Genomic DNA, 15,655 nt, shown 5'->3' on the forward strand with positions numbered 1-15,655 from the left:
TCGGCCGATCCGCCCTGACGGTCGGCCGACGACCCGAACGATCGTTGTTCAGCCGACGGTCGGCGCACCAACGGCGCTGACAAACGCGAGTAGATCGTGGCGGGTGATGACGCCGATCGGTTTACCGTCCTCGACCACCATCAGCGCATCGGTGTCGCCGAGCGCCTTGGTCGCCGTCGACACCGGCTCGCCGGACCCGATCAACGGGAACGGCTCGCCCATGTGGGCGCTGACCGGGTCGGCCAGGCTGGCCCGGCCCTCGAACACCGCACTGAGCAGTTCGCGTTCGCTGACGGCACCGGCGACCTCCCCGGCCATGATGGGCGGCTCGGCTCCGACGACCGGCATCTGCGACACCTCATACTCGCGCAGGATCTCGATCGCATCGCGCAGGGTTTCCTGCGGATGGGTATGGACCAGATCCGGCAACGCACCGGACTTGCCGCGCAGGACGTCACCGACCAGCGGCTCGGACTGGCCTTTGCCGTCGAGCGGGCTGCGCAGGAAGCCGTAACTGCTCATCCATTTGTCGTTGAAGATCTTGCCCATGTAGCCGCGTCCGCCGTCGGGCAGCAACACGACAACGAGCGCATCCGGACCCTCACGCTCGGCCACCCGCAGCGCCGCCACGACGGCCATACCGCAGGAGCCACCGACCAGCAGTCCCTCTTCGCGGGCCAGACGGCGGGTCATCTCGAACGAATCGGCATCCGAGACCGCGATGATCTCGTCCGGGATGGACGGGTCGTAGGCGCTGGGCCAGAAGTCTTCGCCGACACCTTCGACCAGGTACGGACGACCGGTGCCACCGGAGTACACCGAACCCTCGGGATCGGCGCCCACGACCTTCACCTTGCCGCCGGAGACCTCTTTGAGGTAGCGACCGGTGCCGGTGATGGTGCCGCCGGTGCCGACACCTGCGACGAAGTGGGTGATCTTGCCGTCGGTGTCGTTCCAGATCTCGGGTCCGGTGGTCTCGTAGTGCGACTCGGGGCCGGCCGGGTTCGCGTACTGGTTGGGTTTCCAGGCGCCCTCGATCTCGCGGGTCAGGCGATCAGAGACGTTGTAATAGCTGTCGGGATGCTCCGGTGCCACTGCGGTGGGGCACACCACAACTTCGGCGCCGTAGGCCTTCAGGACGTTCCGCTTGTCTTCGCCGACCTTGTCGGGGACCACGAACACACACTTGTAGCCGCGCTGCTGGGCGACCAGTGCCAGACCGATGCCGGTGTTACCCGATGTCGGTTCGACGATGGTGCCGCCGGGCTTGAGTTCGCCGGATGCCTCCGCCGCATCGATCATCTTGATGGCGATGCGGTCCTTGGAGCTGCCGCCAGGATTGAGGTATTCCACCTTCGCCGCCACCAGGCCCGACCTTGCCGGGACAACCGAGTTGAGCTGGACGAGCGGGGTGTTGCCGATGAGGTCGGTGATGTGACTTGCGATGCGCATGTCTCTATCGTCCCAGACCGCCTCGATTAAGTTGGAGCTGTATCCGCATCCGGGCGCCGAATGGTCCCGCGCCCGCGCCGTGCTGCACCGCACCACGCGGCGGCGGTCGGGTTGACCAGGGGTAACGTCGGGGCTTGACCAGCATCACACTGATCTGCAGAACCACGTGCATCGTAGGGAGTTCTCAATGCCAGAAGCAGTTATCGTCGCCACCGCCCGTTCACCGATCGGCCGGGCCGTCAAAGGCTCACTCAAAGACGTCCGCCCCGACGAACTGGCCCGCCAGATGGTCGAGACCGTGTTGAACAAGGTCCCCGAACTCGACCGCGCCGACATCGACGACCTGCACCTGGGCTCCGGCCAACCCGCGGGCAAAGCCGGCTTCAACATGGCCCGCGTCGTCGCGGTCCTGGCCGGAATGGATCACGTTCCCGGCGTCACCGTGAACCGCTACTGCTCGTCCTCGCTGCAGACCACCCGCATGGCGCTGCACGCGATCCGCGCCGGCGAAGGCGATGTGTTCATCTCCGGCGGCGTCGAAAGCGTGTCCAGCTTCGGAACCGGCAGCGCTGACGGCTGGCCCGACACCAAGAACCCCGCGTTCACCGACGCGATGGAACGCACCGCCAAGGCCGCGCAGGGCGGTGGCCCGGCGTGGAGTGATCCGCGCACTGCGGGTGCACTGCCCGACATCTACATCCCCATGGGCGAGACCGCCGAGAATGTCGCCTCGTTCACCGGGATTTCCCGCGAGGATCAGGATCACTGGGGCGTGCGCAGCCAGAACCGCGCCGAAGAAGCCATCAACTCCGGGTTCTTCGCCCGCGAGATCGACCCGATCACCCTGGCCGACGGCACCGTCGTCAGCACCGACGACGGCCCCCGCGCCGGCACCACCTACGAGAAGATCAGCCAGCTCAAGCCCGTCTTCCGCCCGGACGGCACCGTCACCGCCGGCAATGCGTGTCCACTCAACGACGGCGCTGCCGCGCTGGTCATCATGAGCGACACCAAGGCCAAGGCACTCGGGCTGACCCCGCTGGCCCGCATCGTCGCCACCGCAGCCACCGGCCTGTCGCCCGAGATCATGGGACTGGGACCGATCGAAGCAGTCCGCAAGGCACTGCGCCACGCCGGCATGGGCATCGACGACATCGACCTGTTCGAGATCAACGAGGCGTTCGCGGTGCAGGTCCTCGGATCGGCCAACGAATTGGGGATCGATCACGACAAGCTCAACGTCTCCGGCGGAGCCATCGCACTGGGCCACCCGTTCGGCATGACCGGTGCACGCATCACCACCACCCTGATCAACAACCTCAAGACCTACGACAAGACCTTCGGCGTCGAAACCATGTGCGTCGGCGGCGGACAGGGCATGGCAATGGTGCTCGAACGCCTCAGCTGAGGCCCCGGCAACAAACACAAAGAAGCCCGCGACCGGATTCGGTCGCGGGCTTCTTTGTTGGATCAACTAGTCCGAGTTGAAGTAACTCAGCAGTCGCAGGATCTCGACGTACAGCCAGACCAGGGTGACGGTCAGGCCCAGTGCGATGCCCCATGCGGCCTTCGACGGAGCGCCCGAACGGATCAGCTGATCTGCGGCGTCGAAGTCGATCAGGAAGCTGAACGCCGCGAGCGCGATGCAGACGAGCGAGAAGATGATCGCGATCGGTCCACCGTCACGCAGGCCAAGGCCCGAGCCACCGTTGAACAAGCCGATGACCAGGTTGCCGAGGATCAGCACCAGCACACCGACCAGGCCGGCGAAGATCATGCGGGTGAAACGCGGGGTGACGCGGATGGCACCCGTCTTGTAGACGATGAGCATGCCGGCGAACACACCGAACGTTCCGAGTACGGCCTGCCCGATCAACGCTCCCGCGCTGACATCATCAGCGACAACCCAGTTCGCGAAGACGTACGAGATGGTGCCGACGAACATGCCTTCGAGGACCGCGTAGCCGAGCACGATGGCCGGGTTGTCCTGCTTGCGTCCGAAGCTCGCGACGAGCACCAGAGCCAAGCCACCCAACGCACCGACGAGCATCAGCGGTGTGGCGAGGGATTCGTTCTGTGTGGTGAAGAAGTACGAGATGGCGGCCGACAGGATCAGCACGCCCAGGGTGGCGGCCGTTTTGGTCACCACGTCGTCGATGGTCAGAGTTCGGGAACCGACCGGCTGCGCCGGCCGTGCATACGGGTCGGCCGAGGGCGCTCCCCCATGCTGGTTCCAGGTGGCGGCCTGCCCGGCGCCGGCGGCACCAGCGCCAAAGCCGGCGTACCCACCCGGGCCTTGGTTGCTGCGCACGACCCCGCGCATCACCGGATTGCTGCTTTCACGCACCGTATTGGTCCCTTCTGATTGCAGAGCTGATGTCCACTCAACGAGCCGAGTGACGTTCGAGTTCCGACTTTACCTTCTCTTGAACCTCGGCGCAGGCAGCTTTCTTCCCCACGGGCCCGTGTCCGGCAAATCTGGAAGTAGCGGCCGTCAGCCCCAGCGACTGTGTCCCCCGTCGGCCGGGATCGTGACACCACTGAGGTAGCTGGCATCTTGGCCGGCGAGGAACACTGCGATCCGACCGATATCCGCTTCTGCATCACCGATCCGGCCGAGCGGAATGCTCTTCACAAACGCATCGGCTTCTTCGGGGTAGGTTTCCGTCCACCACTGCAGCGACGGCGTCATCGCATGGGGTGCAATGGCATTGACTCGGATGTTGTCTTTGCCCCACTCGCATCCGGCTGCTCGGGTCAGGGACCGGGTCGCCTCTTTCACGGCGGCGTAGGGACCGTACGTCGCCATGTCCCAGCGCACCGCCGCCGACGTGACGAGATTGATCACCGATCCCCCGCCCCGCTGCACCATCAGTGGATGGCAGGCCTTCATCAGACGTAACACGGCCAGCGGGCCGGTCTGGAAAAAACGGGTGAAGTCGTCGTCGGTCACGTCGAGCAGCGGGATCGGCATCGCGTCGTTGGCATTGTTGACCAGGATGTCGACGCCACCGAGCCGGTCGGCGCAGGCCTGCACGATCGCGGCGCAGTCGTCCGCCGCACTGACGTTCCCGACCAGATACTCCGCCCGGACCCCGTTGCCGACCAGCTGCTCGGCCGCCTCCGCCAGTGGCCGGCGGTGCCGCCCGCAGATGAAGATGTCGGCACCTTCTTTGCTCAGCGCCGATGCGATACCGAAACCCACACCCTTGCCGCCGCCGGTGACCAGCGCGATCTTTCCCTCTAGGACTCCCATATCGCAGACAGTATCGAAACTAGAACACGTTCACCCCAATTTGGTCACCCTCGCCCTGGCATGGGTCGCGGCATCGGCAACCTAGTGGTGGAACGCCACCGGTTGGCCTTCCCGAGGTATTGGCGCCTCGAGTCGGTCGAGGAATTCGACCTCCGCCTTGATCTCCGCGAGCAACGCGGTGGCCAGGTCGTGGCTCAAGCCGTTGCGGACGACGATCCGCTGGACCGTGACGTCGGACAAGTCGTCGGGCATGGGATAGGCGGGCACCAGCCAGCCCTTCATCCGCAACCGGTCCGACAGGTCGTAGAGATCCCACTTGTCGGTGTGCCCCTTTTTCAGCATCCAAGCGAACACCGGGATATCGGAGCCGTCGTTCCACAGCTCGAACGCCGGCATCTTCTCCAGTTCGTGCGCCAGGTACTGGGCGACGGCCAGTGACTGCTGTTGAACACGCTTGTAGCCCTCGAATCCCAACCGCAAAAACATGTAGTACTGCAACAGCACCTGCGCGCCGGGCCGGGAGAAATTCAGCGCAAACGTGGGCATGTTTCCGCCGAGGTAGCTCACGTAGAAGACCAGTTCGTCCGGCAGCGCAGCTTTGTCACGCCAGACCACCCAGCCCACGCCGGGATAGACGAGACCGTATTTGTGGCCCGACGTACTGATCGACGCGACCCGGTCTAGACGGAAGTCCCACAGCAGATCCGGCTGACAGAACGGCGCGATCATCGCTCCGGAGGCACCGTCGACGTGAATGGGGACATCGACACCGGTGTCGGCCGCGATCTTGTCCAGCGCCGCACTGATCTCGGCCACCGGCTCGTACGCCCCGGTATATGTCACGCCCATGATGGCAACGACGCCAATGGTGTTCTCGTCCACGTACTTGTCGAGCTCGTGCCCGTCGAGCGTTCTGTGCTCCAGCGTGATGGGCACCAGCCGGGCCTCGACCTCGAAGTAGTTGCAGAACTTTTCCCAGCACACCTGCACTGCACTCGAGAGCACCAGATTCGGCGTCTCGGTCGACTTGCCTTCGGCGCGCCGGCGTTTCTGCCACCTGCGCTTGAGTGCCAGACCGCCGAGCATGCAGGCCTCGGAGGAACCAATGGTGGACGTCCCGATGGCACTTTCGGGATCACTCACATTCCACAGGTCGGCAAGCATTGTCCAACAACGGGTTTCGATCGCAGCCGTCTGCGGATACTCGTCCTTGTCGATCATGTTCTTGTCGGCGGCCTCGGTGTACAGGCGGGCGGCATGGTCGTCCATCCAGGTGCCGACGAAGGTGGCGAGATTGAGCCGTGAGTTGCCGTCCAGCATCGCCTCGTCATGAACGATCTGGTAAGCCGTCTCGGGAAGCGACTCCGAGGTCGGTACCCGTGATTTCGGGAGGTCGGTGGCCTCTCCGGGGCGCGCGAATATGGGGTTCAACGACAGCGAATCGCTGTTGCCGACACCACGTCCGCGGAACTCGTTGGGACTGATCGGTTCAGACATGACTCTCCCTCAGAAAGCGGTTCAGATAGTTCATGGTTGGTGAGCTCGCCTGCCCCTCAGTCATGTGCGGCTCGTGTCGGCCGCTGCCGCGGATGGAGTGTGGCCATCCGGGTTGTCCCTGGCGGTATCGGTTTGATCCAGCACATCCTCACCAGCGGTCATGATCAGGTGTTCACCACGGGCAATCGGCGGGACGAACTTGTTGACTTCGGGATGACGTTGCCGAATCGGCTCGACAAAGTGCGGATGAGCCTTCTTGTCATGGACCGCATAGATAACGAATGGGAGCAATACGGCGACGACGAACGCGCAGACCAATATGCCGGTGTATTCCGTGTCGTATCTCTTCGCCAGTGTCGAGGGGGTGACGAAGCTGATGGCCAGGGCAAATCCGGACACGACGAAGCCGACCACTGCGACGATCAGCTTGACCACTGTGCCCCCGGGAATCTGGTAGGCGCGATCCAGATTTTTCTTCTTCACCACGAGGACCATGTATGCGACGAAGAACAGGAGATAGCCGACCAGGTAAATGACCGTGGTCAAGGCGATCGCGGTGAAGAAACTGACATTGCCCGCGCCCCCACCAAAGGTGAGCAGCGCTGCCCAACCCGAGACGATCACTCCCTGCACGACGACGAAGTTGACCGGGACGTCGGCCCTGTTCACCTTGCGCATCGACTTGGGCAGAATGCCTTTCTGGGCAGTCACGTACATGCCCTTGGCCGGGCCGACAACCCAGGCGCTCACCTCGGCCATGACACCGACGGCGAGCATCACAGCCAGCACTTTCGCAAGCCAGACAAGACTGTGGCTGAAATGTTCGAGGAGCCCGGAGAATGTCTGGACCACGCCGGCGCTGAGCGAGAGTTCACTCTCGGGCACAACTGCCGCAACCGACAGGCCTCCGACAGTGTTGAGGACCACCGCGGCGATGACAAGCATCAACATCGCCAACGGGTAGTCCCGCTTCGGGTTCACCATTTCGTTGACGTGACTGGCGCTGGCCTCAACCCCCATGTACGCCAGGATGAATGACACGAACACCACCAGAGTGGAGATCTCACTGAAGTCCGGCACCAGCTTGTCGGCACTGATCTCGACATCCGACTTACCACCGGTGGCGAGGTATGCAATGGCCAAGATGATCAGGACAGCTCCCGGGATGAGTACGCCGCCGACAAAGCCGGTCTTCGCGATCCGGGCGGTGTACTTGGTGCCACCGAGCTGGCTCAACGTGAGCAACCAGAAAATCACCAACACCCCGACGAACTTGATCCACGGAACCTCGTCGAGTTGATCCCAGTCGAAGACATAGCCAAGAGCACCGAGGATGAAGTAAATCATCGTGACAAATCCCACGGTTATCTGCAGCCACTGAAAGAAGATGGCCGCGAATCCGAATCGCTCACCCAGTGTCGCCCCGACCCATTTGAAGATGCCGCCCTCTTCCCAACCCTTGACCGTAGCCATCTCCGCGGCACACAACGCCACCGGGATGAACCAGCAGAAACCACCGAGCAGAAGGAAAAAGACCAGGCTCACACCAGACGTCGCGAATGTCGGGTATTCGTAGACGGTCATGACCATCGACGCGGTGATCGCAAAGAATCCGAATAGTGTCAGCGTCTTTGGAGGAGCTTTGGGAGCAGTCATATCTGTTCCTCACTCATCAAGAATCGGAAAATGCACCGAGTGCGCATCTCCTGATGGCAACGCAATCGTATCCCAGCCCAAAACCAACAATCTCAAAAATGAAACACCGACAGGTAATGGAAATACGTACAAAACCGGCAATTCGGCACTGAAGTGTTCTCGCAGAGCGAGTTATTTGCGGGCGGCCTTTACCTTGGTTGATTGCAATGTTTACCTAAGTCACTTTCTCGCATCACCGAAGCCCTCCTGCACCGCCTGACTCCGAGTGATCAATCGTCCTTGTTCATCCGGCGTTGCTCATCAATGAACTTCCGAACCTTGAGCGGTCCTACGTGACCGCCGATCAGATCCTTGGTAACCCGACCGAGGGAGACAGCCGTCAGCACCCGCTCGGCCAAGTCGTAGTTGTCATCGGTGAACAGATACGGTTTGGCGATCATCAGTGCGGCGACGCCGTGTGCGGCTGTCCAGAATTCGAGTACCACCGGTGTCGGATCACCTTTGTCGATGATCCCTTCGTCCATCAGCCGCTCGATGGTCTGGGCGAAATGTACGAATGCCGATTCGCCGAGCACTGCGTCCGCATCGGTTCCTTCGGGACACTGCTTCATCGTCGCGACCCGATACAGTTCGGCGTTTTCCACCGCGAAACGCACGTACGCCAGCCCTTGCGCATGCGCGGCCTGCCAGCTGTCCTCGTATTGGGCGCCGGCGCGGCGCATGACTTCATCTAGCCGCGTGAAGTAGTTCGCCACGACCTCGCTGATCAACGTGTCCTTGTCAGCGAAGTGGATATAGATCGACGGCGGTGAGACCCCCACCCGATCGGAGACCGCCCTGATGGACACCGCCGACTCGTCGCCGGTCTCCAGCAGCAGATCAGTTGCCGCTGCGAGGATCTCCGCTCGCAACTGTTCCCCCGAGCCGCGTGGAGATCTCCGCCTCCGAAGTCGCTCGGTTGTCATGTCCACCTTCCTCACTCAGACCGAAGCGGTCGTGGAACTTACGCAGTGGCGCAGGCGCCCACCAGTTTGCCCGACCCGCGACCTTCATGAAGGCAGGAACCAGGAACATCCGAATCAGGGTGGCGTCCATCAGGACCGCCAAGGCCAGCCCCACGCCGAACATCCGCATGAAGGAGACCTGCGAGAACGCGATACCGGCAAAGACCACTGCCATCAGCAATGCCGCGGCCGTCACCACCCGGCCGGTGCGGGCGATTCCGAGGGCAACGGCACGATCACTGTCGGCCCGGGTTCTGCCGGACTTGAGCCATTCCTCTCTGATCCGCGACAACAGGAATACCTCGTAGTCCATCGACAACCCGAAGGCGATGCAGAACATCAACACTGGCATGTTGGCGATCAGGGTTCCGGTGGTACTGCTGCCCAGGCCACCCAGATGGCCCTCCTGGAAGATCCAGACCATGGCACCGAACGTGGCGCTGAGCGAGAACACGTTGAGTACCAGCGCTTTCAGCGGCAGGAGCACCGACCCGGTCAGCATGAACAGCAGCACGAACGTGGTGACGACGATGACCGCGAACACCTCGGGCAGGTGATCGATGATGCTGTCGACGTTGTCGCGGTTGGACTGGGCCAGTCCGCTGAACAGTGGGTCGATCCCCTCGGGCGTCGGCACGGCATGCAGGGCGTCGAGCTGATCGGAGCCCTGCGTGGAGAACGGATCGACCGTGGAGGAAACGGTGACGAACGCATCGTCTCCGGTCGCCATATCCGCGCCTCCGGGACCCGCACGTTGGCCGTCGACGAATGTCCCGACCGGCGTGAGCACCGCGGTGACATCCGGAACCCGGGAGAGTTCTCGACCGTAGCCGGCCACTTCGTCATCACCCATCCGCGCCGCGTCCGGAATGACGATATTGACTGCAGCAGAGGCGTTTTGCGAGTAGTCATTGCGTAGTTCATCACCCAGTATCCGGGACGTCGCCGAGGACGGCAGCACCCGATCGTCGGGGTATCCGAACTTGATGCCGAGGAACGGCGCACCCAGGACCAACAACAGCGCCACCACTGCCAGCCCCACCGGAACCGCATGGCGCAGCACGAACCGCGTGCTGCGGTACCACATCGATTCCTCGGGCTCGAGAATCCGGGGTTCAGGTCTGCGCAGCATTCGGCGGATGGGTTTGCGCACGTCGAGGGAATCGATCCGGTCGCCCAGCAACACGATCAGCGCCGGTGCCACGACGAGCGCGGCGGCGGCCGCAAGGGCGACCACAGCCAGACCCGCATAGGCGAACGATCGCAGGAAGTACATCGGGAAGATCCCCATCGCGGCAAGCGACAAGGCAACAGTCACCGCGGAGAACAGCACGGTGCGCCCCGCCGTCCGCACGGTGATCGCCAAGGCCTCGTTGCGTTCCTGGCCGGCGTGGACCTCTTCGCGGTACCGGTTGATGATCAGCAAGGTGTAATCGATGGCCAGCGCCAACCCCAGTGCTGTCGTGAGGTTGAGCGCAAACACCGACACATCGGCGAAGAGCGTGAATCCGCGGAGCACTGCCGTCGTTCCGATGATCGCGAAAATGCCGATCGCCAAGGGCAATACCGCTGCGACGAGCCCGCCGAACACCCAGATCAGCAGGACGAAGCTGATCGGTATCGCCACCGCTTCGGCGATGAACAGATCTCGGCTGGTCTGTTCGTTGACCTGGGAGTACACCAGCGCCTGCCCGCCGACCAGGACATCGATATCCGGGAACTGATCGGCGAACGCGGGAGCGGTGAACCGGTCCTCGATCTTCTGCCCGTTGCCCGCGGCATCGCGATCCCCGCCCGATACCGTGCTGACGATGAGTCCCGAGGTGCGGTTGGCAGAAACCAGGGCCGATGCCGCCTCTGGGTTGGTCCAGGCCGAAATGATCGGGCGCTGAACGAATTCCATGTCCTCCAGCTCGGCGATGATCGCATCGGCTGCTGCCCTGGCCTCGTCGCTGTCGGCGATGTTGGTGGTGTCGGCTTCATACAGGCGCACCACCACCTGGAGCCCGCCGCGGCCGAACTCGTCCTCCAATATCGAAATTGCCTTGGCGGACTCCGAATTCGGATCTTGAAAGCCACCGGCCGCGAGTTCTCCGGCAACGGACGATCCGAGAACCCCGCAGATGATCAAGATGAGCAGCGCGCCACCCAGGACACGTTTGGGCGCCGCGATAACGCCGCGAGCGAGTGACGACAACACCGGGACATCCTTCCGGGGATTCTCAAGTGATTGTCGTTAAGTTAACAGCCCTATCTTATGATGGTCAATGGTCTCTAGCCTTGCAAAACAGGTGGGCGAATTCTCTGCCAAATGGCATGCCCGCTGCCAGCGAGCGCCGGTCCTACGCCGCCGACGGAGCCTCAGGCCGCGGATCCGATCATCCGGATCTCGTCGGCACTCATACCCAAACCTCGCATGACCGCCCGCATCTCGCGATTCACCACCCGTTCTTCGTCGCCCAGGAATCCGATCACCCGGATGACCTCACGAAGGCGGACGGCAGGACGCATCAATTCGACAACGTGATGCAGCGGCGTTCGGCGCAAGCCCATCTTGCCGGCCACGGGCTTCTCCACCCACCGGGTCGACATGGACGAGAACGACATCGACAACATGGGCCGCAGCATCATCGACATCATCGTGGTCACGACGGTGGGGACGAACGGGAGGTCCAGCCGATACCCCTCGCGTAACAGCGCCTGGGTCAAGGTCTTCGACCATTCGTCGGGTTCGAGGTCGAACTCGGCACCGACCGCGAACAGGTCTTGCGCCGCAGCAAAATTGACGGGCAACAGCGCCTCGCCCACTCCGATGACGTGGCCGATCCACCGCCACATGTGCGTGATCGCCTCACGTTCGGCGGCCGAGTACTGGATCCCGAAGTCCCCGGCGATCGTCATCGGCAATGCGCAAAAGCCTGCACCGATCGTCAGTGCGGTATACGTCTGATTGATCGGCACTCCCCAGGCATCCTCGTCCCACTCCCCCGATGATGCGATGTGGTCTCGCACCATGGCGTGAATCAGCCGGGTGCGCAACGTGTTCGACCAGCCTTCGTTTCCCGGGACCATCTGCCCGGGTGCGGTCGCGAGGGCGACCCACCGTCCGGTGCTGAGCACCCGGTCGTACGTGTTCTCGGCCAGCTGGCCGGTGACGACCAGTGGACGAACGAAGCCCGGAGCCTGATAGCCGTAGATCAGCGACTGGTAGAGCGTGCTCGATTGCAACGTCCCGAACTTCCACCAGGCGCGCGCACCGGCATGCGCCAGGGCCGGGTCGAACCACGGCGGCACCTCCGAAGCCGCGTCGAGCAGAGCACGCAGACACGGTGGGGCATCTGTCAGTCGGGCAACGGGATCGTCGAGAGTCTTCTGGATGTCGGCCCAACCGTATTCGGTCCGCTCGCGCATCTCGGCGATGACCGCCTGAGCAAGCGGATCTCCTTCACGCAGGCCGCGGTCGAGTTGGTCAACCAGTTCGGGGTGGCGAGACCGGACCAAATCCCAGTTGGCCGCACCGGTGATCTCTGATGCCCTCACAAAGAACATCGTGGTCTTTAAATGTGCAGGTCGTCAAGAACCCGGTCGGTCACGTTTCGGGGCGTGCACATCGGGCAACGAGACCGCCGCGCCGCCCACGCCCGAGAAACCCTCCCAGATCAGGTCGGTCACATGGTCGACGAGCTCACCGCGTTCCATCGTGCGCGTCTCACTCCACCACTGCACCGCAGTCCAGATCGCACCGATGACGGCGCGTGCCCACGGCGCGGCCGCTCGGCGGTTCCCGTCGATCTGGGTGAATGCAATATCGAAGATGTATTCCAGGAACCCGGTGACCTGGGAATCCCCGACGCCGGCCTGCATTCTTGGCGCCAGAACGGCTGAGAGCTGCGGATTGTCCTCCATCCAGCGCGCGAGAACATCGACCGTCGCCCGGGTCTGAACTCGCGGATCCTTGACCTCATTGAGCACCGCGGCCATATCCGCGGTGATCCGATTGGCGTGACGACGCGTGAGTGCCGTCAACAGGTCATCACGATCGGCGAACGCCGCGTACACCGCGGATCGGGTCAACCCCGCACGCTTGGCCACACCGGCCAGTCCGAAGTCTGAACCATGCCCGGCGATCTCCACCTCTGCAGCGTCGAGCAGTTCTTCACGACGGGAGTCGAGGTCAACACCAGGTCCCGGTGGTCGCCCCCTGCTGCGGCGGGCGGATGGTTCCGACATGCGTGGCATCTTGCCATCAGGGTACAAAGTCCTAGGTCTCGGCACCGACCTTCCCACAATGTGGCACCGACCTGCCCAACTCGCCCCGACGGGGAACCCGTGTCGCATGTGCCGTGGCCGTCCATGAGATTCTGATCAGGCTTCACAGCACGCCCCTATAGCCCAACTGGCAGAGGCAACGGACTTAAAATCCGTCAAGTGTGGGTTCGAATCCCACTGGGGGCACCTATTGTCGCAGGTAAAGGCTATTTTTTCCTTCATCTCGATCCGCCGGGACATCGCCGGTACGCAGACGGTACGCAGCTTGCCGAGCAGCGGCGTCCATTGCGACTGAAACTGCGTCCAGATCGTCGGGCATGAGATGTCCGTACCGATCCAAGGTCATCGTCGCAGTCTTATGGCCGAGCAGCGTTTGGAGGACCTTCACGTTCGCTCCAGCACTGATCGCAAGCGACGCGCATGTATGCCGTAGTTGGTGCGGCGTGAGCATCGGAAAGTCGCTACTTCTGCTCGCGCACCTGCGTACCGCGGGATCAAACACCCACCGGACGGCGCCGAGCGTCGTCCACTGTGTTTCGCCGAGCGGCGCCCAGACCAACTCTGCGTTCGATCGCTTCCCGATCCGGCTGCGCAGCGGGTCCAGCGCGACCAACGGAACCGGCACCGTTCGTGCCGCGTGATTCTTCGTAGGCCCCTCAAGCATTCCGCGACCCGCCACGTGGGTAACCGAGCGTCGCACGCGGATACGCGCCTTCTGAAGATCCACGTCCCCGACGCGCAGTGCAATTGCTTCACCGAAGCGCAAACCACAGTATCCGAGCACCAAGATCAACGATTGGAAGCGGCCACATTCCTCCGCCAGCGATTGAAGCTGGCCGTGGTTGAGGTACACCTGCTCAGCGTCGACCACTCGCGGCAGCTCGACGCCTTCTGCTGGGTTGCGCACCAGCAGACCACCTTTCACGGCGAACTTGAGAATCGCTGAGAACAGCTGGTGAGCCTGCCTCACCCGCGATGGAGACAGGCCACGGTCAACGAATCTATTTCCTCCACCGGTAGCGCTGAGTCCGTTGACCCAAGTTTGCACAGACATGAAATCAATCGAGTCCAGGAGCTCGTCCTCCCACCTCGGCAGCACGAGAGTGTCCAGCAAACCCCGATAACCCGCTGTCGTCTTCGGTTTGAGCCCGCCCTTACTGAGCAGCCACTGCTCCGCTACAACAGCGAAGCGCTCTTTGCCTTTCCGCGGATCGACCCAGGTCCCAGAGACGACGGCCGCGGTCGTATCGTCGAGCCAGCCCTGGGCGTCAGCCTTGGTGCGAAACGCCTTCGTGTGTTCGCCGCCGCTTCCGTCCACGTAGACCGCGCGCCAACGCAAACCGCGGCCGTAACGACTTGTGCGCGTTTTCTTGTCAGAAGTGAACCAAAGGTCCTGCACTCCGGCTCGACGGTTGCGACGTCGCCTCGAGGAGGCACGGGAACCTTTAGCCGTCATCGTCAGCCATCCTGAAAGTCAGCAGGTCTTCTGGCCGGGACTACCGTTCATCCCGGCCGCGCAAGTCGAACCGGACCGATGACGGGGCCAAGCCGTCGAAGATTCCAGAGAGGTACGGCAGGCACCATTCCCAATCCAACTCACGCCAATCCACCGGGCTAGCGCCGTGAGCCTTCTCGTGGCCGGCGAGCGTCTGCGAGTGCTCGAGGAACTCCCCATCGTCATCACTCGAAGGATCTTGCAACTCCCACAGCTTGTATTGCGTTGCAACATGTTTCGCCGAGTTGAGATATTCGGCAAGCGCAGACCGCGCCTCGAAGAATTTTTGGGTGGCCTGTTGCATCGCTCCGTAATAGCTCACGTTCGGATGCTCATACTCGAGCTGCAAAACGTCGAACTGCAGAAGTTCTGAAATCGCCACAGCTTCAGAAAGCCGCGGTTCACGCTGACCGCTCTCCATACGAGCGATGGACGCCTGATCAATCGACACACCCAACTCGGACAGTTTCTGCGCCAGCGCGCGTTGGGTCAGGCTGAGCGCTTGACGACCTTCACGCAACGCCACCGCGAAGGTCCGGCCCGCTGAACCTACGTTGCCTTGATTCATAATTGCGATCTTAATGCTTGACAGCATCACCGACAACTGCCACGCTCGAATTGATTCAAGAACGATTCGCCATACGCAGCTGAATCAAACAAGCATCCACCCGAGGAGCGAGCAGATGTCCGAGGAGTTCCTTACCACCACGCAAGTCACCGAACAGTGGCCGTTCTTGCCCGCGGCCACCCTGAGGTACTGGCGGCACGCCAACCAGGGTCCGCCGTCCTTTCGCGCCGGCTCTCGAGTGCTGTACCGCCGCACGGAGATCGAGCGCTGGCTGGAAGCACAAGAGCGAGCAACCCGGCGGGGCGACTACCCGAGCGTCGCGGCTGAACAAACTGCGGATTGAGAGTCAGAAACTTCCTCGATCCCTGTCGATCAGGAGGAGTCGTAGCAAGTGGTTCTTGCAGCTCAGGCGGCGTTCCAGTGTGGTCCGAACAATTGCTCTTGATTCCATCGATGCG

General features: G+C 62.6%; 13 protein-coding genes and 1 tRNA gene. 3 read left to right on the top strand and 11 right to left on the bottom strand.

What is annotated here, in order from left to right:
• Nucleotides 1-48: 48 nt before the first annotated feature.
• Complete coding sequence (locus AC51GR_RS18900) at nt 49-1,452, bottom strand: cystathionine beta-synthase (RefSeq protein ID WP_496326176.1); 1,404 nt, start codon at nt 1,450-1,452, stop codon at nt 49-51.
• 187 nt (nt 1,453-1,639) lie between these two features.
• On the opposite strand from AC51GR_RS18900, the gene AC51GR_RS18905 reads away from it, so the two are divergent.
• On the top strand, nt 1,640-2,860 hold the full coding sequence (locus tag AC51GR_RS18905) for an acetyl-CoA C-acetyltransferase (protein WP_496326177.1): 1,221 nt from the start codon (nt 1,640-1,642) through the stop codon (nt 2,858-2,860).
• A 66-nt stretch (nt 2,861-2,926) separates the two neighbouring features.
• Here AC51GR_RS18905 and AC51GR_RS18910 read toward each other — a convergent pair whose 3' ends face one another.
• The 8 genes from AC51GR_RS18910 to AC51GR_RS18945 form a co-directional block, all read right to left on the bottom strand.
• The gene (locus AC51GR_RS18910; protein WP_496326178.1) at nt 2,927-3,799 is read right to left on the bottom strand and encodes a Bax inhibitor-1/YccA family protein; all 873 of its coding nucleotides are present in this window, start codon (nt 3,797-3,799) and stop codon (nt 2,927-2,929) included.
• Nucleotides 3,800-3,946: 147 nt separating this feature from the next.
• Entirely contained in the window at nt 3,947-4,708 is a 762-nt protein-coding gene (locus AC51GR_RS18915; protein ID WP_496326179.1) for an SDR family NAD(P)-dependent oxidoreductase, read from the bottom strand.
• An 81-nt stretch (nt 4,709-4,789) separates the two neighbouring features.
• On the bottom strand, nt 4,790-6,205 hold the full coding sequence (gad, locus tag AC51GR_RS18920; protein WP_496326180.1) for a glutamate decarboxylase: 1,416 nt from the start codon (nt 6,203-6,205) through the stop codon (nt 4,790-4,792).
• 60 nt (nt 6,206-6,265) lie between these two features.
• The gene (gene gadC, locus AC51GR_RS18925) at nt 6,266-7,861 is read right to left on the bottom strand and encodes a glutamate/gamma-aminobutyrate antiporter (RefSeq protein ID WP_496326181.1); all 1,596 of its coding nucleotides are present in this window, start codon (nt 7,859-7,861) and stop codon (nt 6,266-6,268) included.
• A 269-nt stretch (nt 7,862-8,130) separates the two neighbouring features.
• On the bottom strand, nt 8,131-8,772 hold the full coding sequence (locus tag AC51GR_RS18930; RefSeq protein ID WP_496326182.1) for a TetR/AcrR family transcriptional regulator: 642 nt from the start codon (nt 8,770-8,772) through the stop codon (nt 8,131-8,133).
• Complete coding sequence (locus tag AC51GR_RS18935) at nt 8,741-11,065, bottom strand: MMPL family transporter (protein WP_496326183.1); 2,325 nt, start codon at nt 11,063-11,065, stop codon at nt 8,741-8,743. Before AC51GR_RS18935 ends, AC51GR_RS18930 begins: the two co-directional genes overlap by 32 nt.
• 161 nt (nt 11,066-11,226) lie before the next feature.
• On the bottom strand, nt 11,227-12,414 hold the full coding sequence (locus AC51GR_RS18940; RefSeq protein ID WP_496326184.1) for an oxygenase MpaB family protein: 1,188 nt from the start codon (nt 12,412-12,414) through the stop codon (nt 11,227-11,229).
• Nucleotides 12,415-12,438: 24 nt separating this feature from the next.
• Nucleotides 12,439-13,095: a TetR/AcrR family transcriptional regulator gene (locus AC51GR_RS18945; protein ID WP_496326185.1), complete on the bottom strand. Its 657-nt coding sequence runs from the start codon at nt 13,093-13,095 to the stop codon at nt 12,439-12,441.
• A 151-nt stretch (nt 13,096-13,246) separates the two neighbouring features.
• On the opposite strand from AC51GR_RS18945, the gene AC51GR_RS18950 reads away from it, so the two are divergent.
• Nucleotides 13,247-13,320 (top strand) — tRNA-Leu (locus AC51GR_RS18950).
• Between the two features lies 1 nt (nt 13,321).
• Here the strand turns inward: AC51GR_RS18950 and AC51GR_RS18955 are convergent.
• Nucleotides 13,322-14,533, bottom strand: coding sequence for a tyrosine-type recombinase/integrase (locus AC51GR_RS18955; RefSeq protein WP_496326186.1), 1,212 nt, complete (start codon nt 14,531-14,533; stop codon nt 13,322-13,324).
• Nucleotides 14,534-14,630: 97 nt separating this feature from the next.
• Nucleotides 14,631-15,197 carry a helix-turn-helix domain-containing protein gene (locus tag AC51GR_RS18960; RefSeq protein WP_496326187.1) on the bottom strand — a complete coding sequence of 189 codons (567 nt, stop codon included), beginning with the start codon at nt 15,195-15,197 and terminating at the stop codon, nt 14,631-14,633.
• Nucleotides 15,198-15,312: 115 nt separating this feature from the next.
• Here AC51GR_RS18960 and AC51GR_RS18965 point away from each other — a divergent pair, with 115 nt between their 5' ends.
• Nucleotides 15,313-15,540: a helix-turn-helix transcriptional regulator gene (locus AC51GR_RS18965; RefSeq protein WP_496326188.1), complete on the top strand. Its 228-nt coding sequence runs from the start codon at nt 15,313-15,315 to the stop codon at nt 15,538-15,540.
• The last annotated feature ends 115 nt before the right edge of the window (nt 15,541-15,655 follow it).

The organism is Williamsia sp. z71 (genome assembly GCF_059553375.1).

Bases quoted from the DNA above. Each gene is read 5' to 3' on its own strand.
- gadC (WP_496326181.1), bottom strand. From the start codon at position 7,861: ATGACTGCTCCCAAAGCTCCTCCAAAGACGCTGACACTATTCGGATTC.
- AC51GR_RS18940 (WP_496326184.1), bottom strand. From the start codon at position 12,414: ATGTTCTTTGTGAGGGCATCAGAGATCACCGGTGCGGCCAACTGGGAT.
- AC51GR_RS18965 (WP_496326188.1), top strand. From the start codon at position 15,313: ATGTCCGAGGAGTTCCTTACCACCACGCAAGTCACCGAACAGTGGCCG.
- AC51GR_RS18900 (WP_496326176.1), bottom strand. From the start codon at position 1,452: ATGCGCATCGCAAGTCACATCACCGACCTCATCGGCAACACCCCGCTC.
- AC51GR_RS18905 (WP_496326177.1), top strand. From the start codon at position 1,640: ATGCCAGAAGCAGTTATCGTCGCCACCGCCCGTTCACCGATCGGCCGG.
- gad (WP_496326180.1), bottom strand. From the start codon at position 6,205: ATGTCTGAACCGATCAGTCCCAACGAGTTCCGCGGACGTGGTGTCGGC.
- AC51GR_RS18945 (WP_496326185.1), bottom strand. From the start codon at position 13,095: ATGTCGGAACCATCCGCCCGCCGCAGCAGGGGGCGACCACCGGGACCT.
- AC51GR_RS18960 (WP_496326187.1), bottom strand. From the start codon at position 15,197: ATGAATCAAGGCAACGTAGGTTCAGCGGGCCGGACCTTCGCGGTGGCG.
- AC51GR_RS18915 (WP_496326179.1), bottom strand. From the start codon at position 4,708: ATGGGAGTCCTAGAGGGAAAGATCGCGCTGGTCACCGGCGGCGGCAAG.